General features: G+C 38.9%; 13 protein-coding genes and 2 other annotated features (1 of these 15 only partly in view). Of the genes, 10 read left to right on the top strand and 3 right to left on the bottom strand.

Annotated features, from left to right (window positions below):
• Positions 1 to 116 (top strand) — a binding site (T-box leader); it begins 143 nt to the left of the window's first position.
• A gap of 10 nt (positions 117 to 126) precedes the next feature.
• The 3 genes from metG to AC1ECF_RS03820 are packed head-to-tail and all read left to right on the top strand — an operon-like array spanning position 127 to position 3,282.
• Positions 127 to 1,809 carry a methionine--tRNA ligase gene (gene metG, locus AC1ECF_RS03830; protein ID WP_480388115.1) on the top strand — a complete coding sequence of 561 codons (1,683 nt, stop codon included), beginning with the start codon at positions 127 to 129 and terminating at the stop codon, positions 1,807 to 1,809.
• A gap of 19 nt (positions 1,810 to 1,828) precedes the next feature.
• A complete protein-coding gene (locus AC1ECF_RS03825; RefSeq protein WP_480388067.1) occupies positions 1,829 to 2,647 on the top strand; it encodes a DUF2785 domain-containing protein in 819 nt (272 codons plus the stop codon).
• Positions 2,648 to 2,700: 53 nt separating this feature from the next.
• The gene (locus AC1ECF_RS03820; RefSeq protein WP_480388066.1) at positions 2,701 to 3,282 is read left to right on the top strand and encodes a hypothetical protein; all 582 of its coding nucleotides are present in this window, start codon (positions 2,701 to 2,703) and stop codon (positions 3,280 to 3,282) included.
• An 89-nt stretch (positions 3,283 to 3,371) separates the two neighbouring features.
• Here AC1ECF_RS03820 and AC1ECF_RS03815 read toward each other — a convergent pair whose 3' ends face one another.
• Positions 3,372 to 3,713: a hypothetical protein gene (locus AC1ECF_RS03815; RefSeq protein ID WP_480388065.1), complete on the bottom strand. Its 342-nt coding sequence runs from the start codon at positions 3,711 to 3,713 to the stop codon at positions 3,372 to 3,374.
• A gap of 226 nt (positions 3,714 to 3,939) precedes the next feature.
• Between AC1ECF_RS03815 and AC1ECF_RS03810 the strand changes: the two genes are divergently transcribed.
• The 5 genes from AC1ECF_RS03810 to AC1ECF_RS03790 all read left to right on the top strand — a co-directional run bounded on the left by AC1ECF_RS03810 (position 3,940) and on the right by AC1ECF_RS03790 (position 8,181).
• Positions 3,940 to 5,175 carry an ATP-binding protein gene (locus AC1ECF_RS03810; protein WP_480388064.1) on the top strand — a complete coding sequence of 412 codons (1,236 nt, stop codon included), beginning with the start codon at positions 3,940 to 3,942 and terminating at the stop codon, positions 5,173 to 5,175.
• A gap of 95 nt (positions 5,176 to 5,270) precedes the next feature.
• Positions 5,271 to 5,460: a binding site (T-box leader), on the top strand.
• Positions 5,461 to 5,621: 161 nt separating this feature from the next.
• A complete protein-coding gene (locus AC1ECF_RS03805) occupies positions 5,622 to 6,119 on the top strand; it encodes an HIT family protein (protein WP_480388114.1) in 498 nt (165 codons plus the stop codon).
• Positions 6,106 to 6,909 (top strand): PP2C family serine/threonine-protein phosphatase, encoded by an 804-nt coding sequence (locus tag AC1ECF_RS03800; protein ID WP_480388063.1) that lies wholly within the window; start codon positions 6,106 to 6,108, stop codon positions 6,907 to 6,909. Before AC1ECF_RS03805 ends, AC1ECF_RS03800 begins: the two co-directional genes overlap by 14 nt.
• A gap of 188 nt (positions 6,910 to 7,097) precedes the next feature.
• Entirely contained in the window at positions 7,098 to 7,661 is a 564-nt protein-coding gene (locus AC1ECF_RS03795; RefSeq protein WP_480388062.1) for a TetR/AcrR family transcriptional regulator, read from the top strand.
• Between the two features lie 49 nt (positions 7,662 to 7,710).
• Positions 7,711 to 8,181: a DUF4188 domain-containing protein gene (locus tag AC1ECF_RS03790; RefSeq protein WP_480388061.1), complete on the top strand. Its 471-nt coding sequence runs from the start codon at positions 7,711 to 7,713 to the stop codon at positions 8,179 to 8,181.
• Positions 8,182 to 8,265: 84 nt separating this feature from the next.
• On the opposite strand, the gene AC1ECF_RS03785 is transcribed toward AC1ECF_RS03790, so the two are convergent.
• Complete coding sequence (locus AC1ECF_RS03785; RefSeq protein ID WP_480388060.1) at positions 8,266 to 9,123, bottom strand: manganese catalase family protein; 858 nt, start codon at positions 9,121 to 9,123, stop codon at positions 8,266 to 8,268.
• Positions 9,124 to 9,324: 201 nt separating this feature from the next.
• Here AC1ECF_RS03785 and AC1ECF_RS03780 point away from each other — a divergent pair, with 201 nt between their 5' ends.
• On the top strand, positions 9,325 to 11,319 hold the full coding sequence (locus AC1ECF_RS03780) for an ABC1 kinase family protein (RefSeq protein ID WP_480388059.1): 1,995 nt from the start codon (positions 9,325 to 9,327) through the stop codon (positions 11,317 to 11,319).
• A gap of 87 nt (positions 11,320 to 11,406) precedes the next feature.
• Positions 11,407 to 11,841 carry a hypothetical protein gene (locus AC1ECF_RS03775; protein WP_480388058.1) on the top strand — a complete coding sequence of 145 codons (435 nt, stop codon included), beginning with the start codon at positions 11,407 to 11,409 and terminating at the stop codon, positions 11,839 to 11,841.
• 87 nt (positions 11,842 to 11,928) lie between these two features.
• Here AC1ECF_RS03775 and AC1ECF_RS03770 read toward each other — a convergent pair whose 3' ends face one another.
• Positions 11,929 to 12,429: an SRPBCC family protein gene (locus AC1ECF_RS03770; RefSeq protein WP_480388057.1), complete on the bottom strand. Its 501-nt coding sequence runs from the start codon at positions 12,427 to 12,429 to the stop codon at positions 11,929 to 11,931.
• Positions 12,430 to 12,468: the final 39 nt, after the last annotated feature.

Raw genomic sequence — 12,468 nt, 5'->3', positions numbered from 1 at the left:
ACACTTGTTATCCATGTCAAAGTATCAAGCATAGAAGCTTCGTACTTATAGAGGCAAATGATGTAAGTAATTTGTAAACAAAGGTGGTACCACGAGTTTATAACCTCGTCCTTATCGATTAGTTCGATATGGGGCGAGGTTTTTTATTTTGAAAATAAAGGAGAGAGTTTGATGAGCATTTTTATAGGAGGAGCATGGCCATATGCAAATGGTTCCCTGCATTTAGGGCATATTGCAGCGTTATTACCTGGAGATATCCTAGCAAGATACTATCGTTTAAAGGGAGAGAAAGTGTTATACGTATCAGGGACCGATTGCAATGGAACACCTATCGCAATTAGGGCAAACACAGAGGGAGTCACCGTCAAAGAGATTGCCGATCGATATCACGAGGAATTTCAAGAGTCTTTCGAGCAATTAGGTTTTAGCTATGATTTATATACAAGGACAGACACACAAAATCATCACGAGACCGTGCAATCTCTCTTCTTAGAATTACTAAAACAAAATCGGCTGTATAAAAAAGAAATTGAGCAAACCTATTGTGAATACGACGAGCAGTTCCTACCAGATCGTTATGTCGAGGGAGAGTGTCCGGTTTGTGGCAGTAAATCAAGAGGAGATCAGTGCGATAGCTGTTCAACCATTTTAGACCCACTAGATTTGAAGAACAGGATCTGTAAGTTATGTGGGAACCCGCCAACCATCAAAACAACCGAGCATTTTTATCTGGCACTAAGCGATTTTCAAGAGGAATTAGAGGAGTATGTCTCGCATGCGAAGGCGACGGGAGCATGGAGAGACAATGCGGTACAACTGACGGAACGCTATCTTTCAGAAGGTCTGCAAGATCGGGCAGCCTCCAGAGACTTACCAAACGGGGTGAGCGTTCCGGTAAAGGGTTATGAGGATAAAAAAGTATATGTATGGATCGAGGCAGTATCAGGCTACTATTCTGCCAGCAAGGAATGGGCAAATCAGCATCAGCAAGACGAGAAAGCTTTCTGGAATGAGGCTACAACCTCTTACTACGTACATGGAAAGGACAATATTCCCTTTCATACATTAATTTGGCCAGCCATTTTGCTAGGGACAGGGAAAAAGCCTTTACCTACCCACATTATTTCAAATGAATATTTAACGCTTGAGAAAAGGAAGCTTTCTACCAGTCAAAACTGGGCTGTATGGGTTCCTTATACACTAACAAAATATGATCCAGATTCGCTTCGCTATTTTTTAACCATCAATGCCCCGGAAAGCAGAGATGCAGACTTCTCTTGGCGTGAATTTATTTACAGTCATAATGCAGAGCTGCTTGGTGCTTATGGGAATCTTGTCAATCGGACATTCAAGTTTATAGAGAAGTCCTTTGACGGAATCATTCCGGAGGCACCGGTAGATGACCAACTGGCAAAAGAAACAGAGGAGCTATATAACAAAGTAGGAGAATTTATTGAAAAAGGAAGCATGAAAGCAGCGCTAGAAGCGATCTTTCTCTATATAAGACAAGGGAACAAGCAGTTTGATGATGAGAAGCCTTGGAAATCTGTAAAAGAGAACCTTAGTGAGTGCAAACAAACACTATCCGAAATGGCTTTTATCATTGTAAATGCTGCACAGCTCCTTTCTCCATTTTTACCATTTTCCAGCGAAAGGATTAGAGAGATGCTTTCCATAAAGGAATGGGGCTGGGAGCCGATAAAAATAGAAGCGCAGTCTCTTGGGAAAGTGGAGCCTTTATTTCAAAGAATCGACCCGCTAGTTATAGAGGAAGAGCTTGCGAGATTGCAAGCAGAATCAAGAAAGTAAAGTGAATAGGGGAAAATAGATGGAACTAAAAACAAAGCTACTAAACATGTCAGAAGATATTACTCAGGTAAAGAATCTTCCGCAATTAATAGAGGAAATGCTTGAACAGATTGGGTCAATTGATGCGGAACTGAGAGATCAGCTTATCTATCAAAAGTTTTGTCAGCTAATATTAGGGGACCATGTTCCGAATGAGCAATTGAGGGAAATAGGTTTAAAGTGTATAGGGGAGCGGCATTTATTATATAGGCTTGGAGAGAAGGATACCGATTCTGTATTTACGAGATCCTTTTCATCTTTAGTAATTGTACTTATTCTAATGAAGGATAAAGAAAGAGGATTTCTTTCTTCGTCAGAATGGAAAGACATATATTATGCAACTGTTCACTATCTAAAAGAAGAAAAAGATCTACGAGGCTACGTAGAGGGAAAGGGGTGGGCTCACAGCATTGCACATGGAGCTGATCTGTTAACAGCGGTAGTAGAGCATCCAACCTATAAGCAAGAGCTATTTCAGGAATGCTTGGATACGATTGCTTGCTGCTTATTGCGAGAAAGTGTGTACACAGACGATGAGGATGAGAGGCTGATATTTGCGATAGAGGCGATGATGGAGAAGGGCTTATCAGAGGAGCATGTTGTTGACTGGCTGAAAACTCTAACGAAGAGCATATCACAGGTAGAAACTTACTCATTGACCTTTTTTAAATACCGAAGAAATGTTGGAAGCTTTATCAAATCCCTTTACTTCCGACTTTCTTATAAAGGGGTAAGCACTGCAGGGAGAGAGGACATATTGGCACTCATGCATCGCTTTCATGTAGAAGTGTATAAATAACTGAAACGAATTTTCTGAATCGCTCGTCTAATTGGTAAAGGAGGCTAACATTTATGCCGTACTTCCGCTATCTAGCTGTATTCAGCATTTTCGCCATACTGCTTACTTTTATGCCCATTTCATCCTCGGCATGCAGCTGTGTGGAGCCTGGAAGCATTCAAGAAGAGCTGGAGCAAGCTGATGTAGTTTTTTTAGGTAAAGTACTAGGCAGCCTAGACTCGAACAATAATGGTCACAGCATAAGCTCGGATGACCAAATACAATATCTTTTTCAAGTAACAGAAGTCTGGAAAGGGATTGAAAAATCACAGGTAATTGTAAGCTCTGTCCGAGACAGCGCCTCTTGTGGATATGAATTTATAGAAGACGGGGAATACGTAGTATTTGCAAGTCAAGAGGAGCATTCTTTATCTACTGGCTATTGTACGATGACCAAGCAGCTAAGCGAGGCAACAGATATAATAGGTGAGCTCGGTTCAGGTGAAAAGCCTTCTGAAGAAGTGGCAATACCCTTATCCAAGGAAACATTAGAGGAAGAAAGCAAAACCTTTACACGTTATCTCTATATACCCATCCTATTATCACTTATCTTCATAGGCTTTCTATTCGTACAGAAGAAAAAAAGCAGGAAATAACAATTTTAAGCAAAAAGGGGAGTCCCCAAAATATTTAGGGACTCCTCTTTTGTATAAAATGAAACTAATTCATTCTTTATTAGTAGTTATTAAGATCCGGAGCCATCCGTGTTTGTTCCGTCTGCTCCACCTTCAGTGTCAGTACCGTCAGTACCATCCTCTGTATCAGTTGAGCTTGATGGGTCTGTTCCAGGAGTACCGGTGTCGCCTTGTTCATCAGCTGCTCCGTCTCCCTCTGTATTGATGTCTTCATTTTCTTCAATACCCTCGTTGTCTTCCGTATCAATACCAGTATCATTTGGATCCTCTTGCTCTAACATTGGATCTTCCACTTCTATTTCATTTACATCACCGTCTTCATCGTCACCACAAGCACCTAAAATTAGCGCGGAAGTTAGCACGATTGGTAAAGCGAACATTTTCTTTTTCATTCATATTCCTCCATTCAAAATTCATCACTGTATTGTTGCTCTCTCTTTTTATACCTCTAGACTTACAGGTTAAACCCATGACAATAGCAAACGAGGAAATGTAACAAATGTTAAGAAAAGGAACCTAGATGATGAAAGGGTTGAAAAAACTTTATTACAATAATTACATGTATGTTATAATTTACACATTCTAAATATTGCAGGAAAGACAGAAAGGAGAACAAATTTGATAGAGACTTTCTTCATAAACCTTGTTTTTTTAGTATTACCGGTTCTTCTTTTTGTCATCTTTTTTGACCACCATGAAAAACAGTATCATTCGAAATTCACCGTGATATTTCATTCGCTTGCGATAATATTATGTATGGTCTATCCGGTTCAATTAGAAATTGGATTTATAGTGGACCTGCGGTATGTTCCGTTTACGATAGTGGCACTTTACGGAGGATATCGAATGGCATTTCCTTTATATATTGTCCTAAACCTATTTAGGTTTTACGTAGGTGGCGAAGGCATCATTCAATCCTTTCTTTTTTCTACGCTCATATTCTTAACTATTCCGTGGTTGAGTAAACGATTTAACCGCTCCACGACAAAGGAAAGGCTCCTCTTGGCAAATCTTGTGATATTTTGGATTGTCACAAGCTATTTATCCACACTAATGTTGTTTTTCGAAGAATTAAACAAAGAGTTCTGGACAATAGCTTTGTATATCTATTTTTCCAATCTGTTAATGATTAACATTACAATTATTCTAAATGAAAAACTATGCTCTAATATTAAAAATAGAGAAAACTACTTAAGGATGGAAAGACTTCATGTAATGAATGAGCTTTCTGCTAGCGTATCACATGAAGTAAGAAATCCTTTGACTGTAGCTAATGGGTTCTTACAGCTACTAAGCGTCTCCAAGAATATTACCCCGGAGGACAGGAAGTATATTAACTATTCCTTAGAGGAATTAAAAAGAGCAGAGAATATACTAACTGACTATCTTGCGTTTACAAAGCCACAGTCAGCAAATATGGTATACTCCAACTTACAAAATGAGATGGAGTATGTGATCAATATCATTATGCCCTTCGCAAGTATGAATAATGTGGAAATCAACTACCAATTCACCAATACATTAAAAAAGAGGTTCGATCAGAATCAGATGAAGCAATGCTTGCTAAATCTAACGAAGAACTGTATCGAGGCGATGAGTGATGGGGGCGGAACTCTTTCTGTCCAAGTTTGTGAAGCTGGAACTCATATTCATATTCTTATAAAAGATACAGGAGTAGGAATGAACCGTGCAGAGCTAGATCAGCTAGGTAAACCCTATTACTCAAACAAAAAAGAGGGGACAGGCCTGGGGATGCTCATGGTCTATGGATCACTTAGCGAGATGCAAGGTGTGTTAGAGATAGAAAGTAAAAAAGGGGTAGGAACAACCTTTACCATTTCCATTCCTACGTAAAGTGGTAAATAGATACGAAATTATTCTAGGTATATTCAAAAAATTCTTTTATTCAGTGGGAAGATATGGTATGTTATTGCAAAATAAATACCAGTTTAAACGCAATGAATAGGAGTAGTAAGAGCTAGTAGAATTGTATAGAGAGCTGCTAAAAGGTGATAGGCAGTCAATTCTTTCTCTGAACTTGCCTGGGAGCGGTCTAAACGAGTGATTCTCGATAACAATCATGAAGGCTAGCAGATGCTAGTGAATTAGAGTGGTACCACGATGCCCATCGTCTCTATTAGGTAGAGACGATGGGCTATTTTTATTATCAATCTAGGGGGAAGAGAGATGGGAGAATGTTTTATTTGTAAGAAGCATCGTCAAGAAATAAAAACAGTTGGAGAAATGATATATCCCGAATTAAGGGACAGTAAGACTCCCACTTCCAGAAGGCAAAAGAAATAAGACAGCTAAGTGGGAGATCAACTGTCCCTAAAAGCCCGATTGGTTCAACTAAGGATTGGTGGGGGGAAAGAAAACCCCCACCAATCCAAGTTTCACTTTATGAAAATGACTATATCTATGTTGGTCATATAGACAATGGAAAGGAAGCCTCGTATCTGGGGCATCTGATGATTGATACGAAGCGACATATCCCGTCCTTGGGGGATATGAATGAGCAGGAGGCACAAGCATTTGGCTTGGCAATGGCGCTAGTGAGTAAATCACTAAAAGAGGTTTTAGACGCGGAACATATATATGCGGTCGTATCTGGTAATCAAGTACCTCATTTACATATGCACGTCATTCCGAGGTTTCCCGGAACACCACAAGAGTTTTGGGGGCCATTTGCCGTTTACGATGCACCAAATGCAAAAATGGGTAGAGAAGAGGAAGTAACAGAGATATGCAACCGAATCAGAAGGTATATAGAGGATGAGTCCAATGGAACAGTATAGCTGGATAGGATCAGAAAAGCATTATGTAGATGAGATGAATAGGGAGAACTTGGGGCATATATGTATAGGGAGATTCGGCGGTAACTCTAGTGCAGGGCAGTGGAAGAACGAGGATGCCTTGCTTATATGGGCAGACAATAAAAAAGAGTGGGAGCTCGTGATGCTAATGGATGCGCACGACTCTTCAGAAAGTGCAGATTTACTAATGAAGGAAATTGATAGCATAAAGGATTCTGTTTTGCCTGTTTTGAATCGACCAATGGAATACAACACCTTCCAATTTATTGATAAAATCATACTAGATTGCTTTCAAAAAGAGGAGTTCCGAAAGAAGTGTCAGCAAGTAAAAGGAGAAACCGCTTATTTATGTGTCATCCGCAAAGATAAATTTGTCCACTGGCTATCAGTAGGAGACTGCGCTTTTTATTTATTCCATCCGGAACTAATGCGTTTGGGAGAATCTATGCAAAATCAGCGTAGTTTTTTTGAATGGATAGGAAGACGCAATACCTTTTCTTTAGCAGTCCCCTGCTATAGCATAGGAACGAAGGAGTTGCGGAAGGGAACGAGTCAGCTATTTATAACCACGGACGGACTGTTAGAGTGCCCGAATACTGATTTCGCTAGCGGAGCTAATTTATATAAATCGTTACAAAATAAAAGCTTAGAGCAGGGTGTCACTTATCTTCTGGAGGAGATAAAAAATAACCACGTAAGAGACAGCACGACCATTGTCACTTGGTCGGTAGAAGTGGAGGAGGAGGGTACAAGGCCGAGTGATGAGGTATAAGGAAAATGAGAACACTGATGACAAATGATTTTTTTGTATTGAACATAAAGCTCAACAAGATGATATTTTTAGCTTCATTTGGAACAAATTATATAAATGAACTTATAAATACCAAAATTTATTTGAATTTCCGATATAAGTGTATTAATATATTATTTAACCAATGGTCAATTAGTGAGGTGTATAGTTTGGCAAGAAAAAAAGTTTCTGAAGAGTTAACGAAAGAGATGATTGTAGAGGAAGCAAACGTTCTGTTTTTAGAGAAAGGATTTCATGGCGTTTCTATGAGAAGTATTGCGCAAAAGCTTGGGGTTAGTCACGGAGCCTTATACTATTACTTTGATAGTAAGACGGAAATGTTCCAAGCAATTGTAGAAAGGTACTTTGATATGTTGAACAAGAAGCTAGAGGAGTCTAAGCAATTAAAAGGGTCAGATGGAACACTTTTTGTATTATTGGGCTTTATAGAGTTTGGGTTAACCTATCAAACCCCGTATCAATTCATGTTTATGAAAATAGACGAAAATCTTGATCCACTCCTTTTTAGTGCTCCGAATATTAGCTTAGAAAAATTTCATGAAAGCCTTCAATATCTAAACGATTACGAGCTAAGGGTACAGGATATTCAATCTACTTTCATCGCATTGCATGGCTTCGTTTCTCACTACATTGGACGCACCATAAATTTTAAAGAAGCAGAGGAGGCAGCAAAAGCTTACTGCGAATTTTTAGTAAAAGCTCTAGTTCATTAGAGTTTTTTTGATATTAATTGACCAATGGTAAATAAAGAGGGGGAGTTCTATGTTCAAGGGAAGATATACAGTGGAGAATGATTCGGAGGTTGTTGTATTTATTATTGGGATGAAAATACACAAGCTGCTAATGCTTCATAAGTGGATTCCGACGATGAAAGCAATGGGACCAATGATGAAGGAATTGTATCAAAATAGAAACCTTGGTTTTTTAGAAGGAGAGATACTGTTAAGTTGGAAGGGGGTTAGCCTTATTCAATACTGGAGTAATTTTGATCAGTTGGAGGCTTATGCGAGCGGTAAAACTCACTCAAAGATATGGAAAAACTTTTATCAGCATGCCTATCAGAATGAAAGCGTGGGAATATTTCATGAGACCTACCAGGTAAAACCTCAGCAATATGAGGCTATGTATGTGAATATGCCAAAACACGGACTAGGAAAAGCACTGAATCATATAAAAGTGAACCAAGCAACTAACAGAGCTAGAGATAGAATTTGCAAACAATCAGCAACATAAAGGGAAGGTAAAGAAGAAAGCACTTACGACTATTCACATAATCGTAAGTGCTTCACTTTGTTTTGTCCTAGTATTGTCTATTACTTACATTTTATCTTCGGCTGGTAATGTGTTGTGTAAAGAAGGTGGTGCTGGGCTTAAGACTGGTTTTTCACCAAATGCTTTACCTTGGTCATAAGAGAATGGATGCCCATCAGGAGCATTTCCTTTTAACCATGGAAGGTCTGCACTATCTTCACCTTCTGAATGGTTGTAAAGTGTATGAGAGAATTCAGTTGCTTCCCATTCAGGTGGAACAGTAGTTGGGCAAATCACTCCACCTTCTGTTTCCTCAAGGTCTTTAATTGCTGCTAGCCATTGGTTTTGGTGCATGGTATCACGCGCTAATAGGAAGGAAAGCATGTCCTTTACACCTTTATCGTCAGTCATATTATATAAGCGAGCAACTTGTAAGCGTCCTTGGGATTCTGCCATTACATTGTGACGCATGTCTGCAAGTAAGTTACCGGAAGCAACTATATATCCAGCATTCCAAGGTACGCCTACTGAGTTAACTGGCATGGCACCTAAACCTGAAACAATTGCATGCTGTGGATTCATACCCTCTACTAATACATCTTTCGGGCTCATACCACCCATAAAAGCTCCAATGATAGGATTTGCTGCCCCTTTTTCTTGTTCTGTTACTGGTGCACCCTCTAATAATCGAGCAACCATCGTTGCTATCATCTCAATATGGCCTAGCTCTTCTGTGCCAGTATCCATTAATAGGTCTTTGTATTTTTCATTTCCACGAGTATTCCATCCTTGGAATAAATACTGCATTGCCACACTCATTTCTCCAAATTGACCACCAATAATCTCCTGCAGGTGCTTAGCTAATGCTGGATCTGGACGGTCAGGTTTAGCATGGAAACTTAGTTCTTTTTTGTTAAAAAACATAAACAAGTACCTCCTTGAAATTTAGTGTTGCACAATCATTAAATAGCCTAACTTACAAACTTTAAAACTTCTAAAGAAGAAAAATAGGAAATAAAAACTAAGATATTCCCATCTGCGAATAATAAAGAAGAAAGAGGTTAGTGTTTTGCTCTTTTAGGGGAATAAAAGAGAAAGATAATAAAAAGAATGAGGTGCTAGCCTGTGATCTATGTAAAGATGGGTATTCAAGTGATGATCATTGCCCTATTTATCTATTACGTCAGCGGGAAGCTGATGGGCTCTCAAATTAATTTTTTCAAGCGTATACTTTCTGTTTTTATCAGTGTCTTTATCACCCTCTTTGTTTATTGGTATGCATATTTAAGGAATACAGATTTTTTCTCCGAGAACTTTGCCTATGCCTATATGGACGTGAATACGATTATTTGGATAGGTAGTACGCTACTTATATCGATGCTACTATATTTATTTTTTGAATTATTTGGACCGATGGATGGTAGCGAAGATAAAAGCAGAAAAAGAGAACAAAAGACATTTTTGCTAAAGGTTAGAAGCCGATGGAGAAGCCAAAGAAGAATGAGGCAAGTTTTTCAAATAGCCTTTAAAAATGGTATAACCAGAACCTTAAAGTATGCAAGGAAAGATAATGAGAAAGAGATTGCCATTGCTTTACGGCATACATTGGAGCAATCTGGTGGTATCTTCATAAAGTTCGGGCAAGTATTATCCACTAGAAAGGACTTGTTTCCACCAGTCTTTATTGAAGAGTTAGGGAAACTACAGCAACAAGTCCAGCCATTAAGCGAGGAACAAGTCAGAGGAATACTTGCACTACACTTTCCAGAAAAGATAGAAGATATCTTTGAAGATTTTGATATGATTCCCCTTGCCTCTGCATCGATTGGTCAGGTACATAAGGCGACTTTAAAGGAGAGCAATCAGCAGGTGGTTGTGAAACTATTGCGTCCTGAAGTAAAAGAAATGATTCGAGATGATTTAAACATCTTATTGGAATTCGTGCAGTGGATTTCGGATAAATCCACTTGGGCAGATAGCTTGGGACTGTGCGAGCTAGCGCAGGGATTTGCAGACAGCCTTAGAGAAGAGGTTAACTTTGAAATAGAGATTCGCAATGCTCTTCAAATAAGAAATTCCTTGAAGGAAAGTAAATATGAAATCAAGATTCCTCATGTCTATACAGAACTGAGCAATGATTCCATAATTGTTTTTGATTATATTGATGGAGAGAGTGTAGCTACAGGAGAGTTATTATATGATCAATTAAGAATTGACCGGAAGGAATTTGCACAGACGGTTCTATATTCATTCTTCGACCAGATGCTCCATGCAGGGATTTTTCATGCTGACCCACATCCTGGTAACATCTTTATCGATAAAGAGGATGGTATCCCTGTTTTACTAGACTTTGGCGCAGTAGGAAGACTTGCAGAGCCGCAGCAAGAAGGGATGAAAATGTTCCTGATTGGGATACAGCATCAGGATGCAGATATGCTATACGATGCTTTAACTTTGCTGGTTGAGGAGCATGACCATATTGACCGTATAAAGATGGAGCATGAGATGGCACAAGTCTTACTGAGAATCTCTTATATTCCTACAATACCAACAGAGGAGCTTATTCAACACTTCTTTAAGGTCGTTCGAAAGTTTGGGTTAAATTTTTATCCGTCTGTTGGTATGGCCATGCGATCCATGGTGACCTTGGATGGAACGTTAAAACTAATAAAGCCAGACTTCGATATTTTTTCTGAGGCACAGGAGTATTCCACGGATTATCTGTTATCCAAGATGAAAAAACCATTTAAGGAGCCAAAAGAGGTAATAAACCGTATAGAAGAAGAAGTTGCCTTGTTACTACCAACTATTAGAAAGATACCACGTAGAATTGATAAGCTGGTACAGCGAGTAGAAGGGGGGAAGATTACTCTCCATCATGACATATTCTCTGACAAAAATAATTCAAAATTTATTACCCATTTGTTTTCGAGATTTATCTTATTAATGGTAGGCATAACATTTGGTATTATATCAGTCTCGCTCTTAGCAATTGCTCAATTTATTGAAACGGCTTATGCAATCTATTTAAATACTGCGGCTTACGTAGGTTTATTCTTATGTGCCGTGCTGCTAGTCCGACTATCTATCCAAGCGATACGATTGATGAAAAAAAGCTAAGAAGCAAAGTCATTCATATTCAAGAATGGTGAAACGTATCAATGAAATAGGAGAAAAAGGACGTAGAATGGGGGGAGTCAACATTCATTGCGAATGATTGCAAGAAAACGAAACAGAGTTCCCAATTTGCTGATAATAGGGATTCCGATCATCCTATTATTATTGATACTGTATGTTGTCTTTTCAGGGCGAACAGCTTCTGTAGAAATTATCGAAGAAGAAAAGGCGGTACCAAATGCGAAAATAATAGATCAGATTAAAATCGCAGCTGAACAGGTATTGGGGGATGAAGGAAGTATTGAAGAGTTCAAAATAGGGAATGTAGAATTCAGTCACATCGACGAGGATGACCAACAAGTGTTCCTCTTAACTTATTCGATGAAGCCCAAAGACCCAGAAAATTATATGTTAATCGGTGGCGGAGTGGAAGGAAAAGATGGATGGATACATGAAAAAACAAAATTCGTAACAATTACACAAAAGAGCTTTATATTTAGCGATAATCCAACCTCGGGAGATTAGAAATTTAGTAGTCCGCTTAATCGTTCGGTTGGATAAAAAAGAAGCACTTATGATTCTTTCTGAAGAATCGTAGGTGCTCTTCCTTTATCATGCCATTTTTTCATCGCTAGGCTGGCAGCAGAGCTTCCCTTCCCCAGACTCTAAAGCACTCTTTAGACTGCTTAGTACACCTCTCCAAGCACTTTTGTGCCAATCAATTGCTTCCTTCCATAATTCATTGTTCTGGAAGCCAGTATGTTGAATCATTATTCGCGTGTTTTGCTCATCTAACTCCTCTAACTTTACCTGTACTTCTGTTAAATGGTCTTCAGTATTCATTAAATCTTTAAATTGATCTGGTCCCTTCCAAGTAAAACTGAGGGAGTCCTTATCAATCATCTCAAGGATCTTGCATCCCTTAGTATTCATTTGCTCCGTATTCCCTGGAATGAAATAAAGCTCGTAGCGTCCAGATATACAAGCTTCTATATTAGCTGCAGGTGCAAACCATTGAGTTACACGGTCTTGGATGGTCCAAGCATACCATACTAATTCCTTGGAAGAGGAGACGGTAATTTCTTCTGTAATAAAGACGTTAGATGTGTCCATAAATACCTCCTAAAGTTATCGTTATATTCATTATCCAGC

It is taken from the genome of Psychrobacillus sp. Z3-81, assembly GCF_056620325.1.
This window is presented reverse-complemented; position numbering and strand designations above follow the sequence as displayed.

What these genes read in the sequence shown, in the direction of transcription:
- AC1ECF_RS03825 (WP_480388067.1), top strand. Translation starts at nt 1,829, where the DNA reads ATGGAACTAAAAACAAAGCTACTAAACATGTCAGAAGATATTACTCAG.
- AC1ECF_RS03820 (WP_480388066.1), top strand. Translation starts at nt 2,701, where the DNA reads ATGCCGTACTTCCGCTATCTAGCTGTATTCAGCATTTTCGCCATACTG.
- AC1ECF_RS03815 (WP_480388065.1), bottom strand. Translation starts at nt 3,713, where the DNA reads ATGAAAAAGAAAATGTTCGCTTTACCAATCGTGCTAACTTCCGCGCTA.
- AC1ECF_RS03800 (WP_480388063.1), top strand. Translation starts at nt 6,106, where the DNA reads ATGGAACAGTATAGCTGGATAGGATCAGAAAAGCATTATGTAGATGAG.
- AC1ECF_RS03790 (WP_480388061.1), top strand. Translation starts at nt 7,711, where the DNA reads ATGTTCAAGGGAAGATATACAGTGGAGAATGATTCGGAGGTTGTTGTA.
- AC1ECF_RS03785 (WP_480388060.1), bottom strand. Translation starts at nt 9,123, where the DNA reads ATGTTTTTTAACAAAAAAGAACTAAGTTTCCATGCTAAACCTGACCGT.
- AC1ECF_RS03770 (WP_480388057.1), bottom strand. Translation starts at nt 12,429, where the DNA reads ATGGACACATCTAACGTCTTTATTACAGAAGAAATTACCGTCTCCTCT.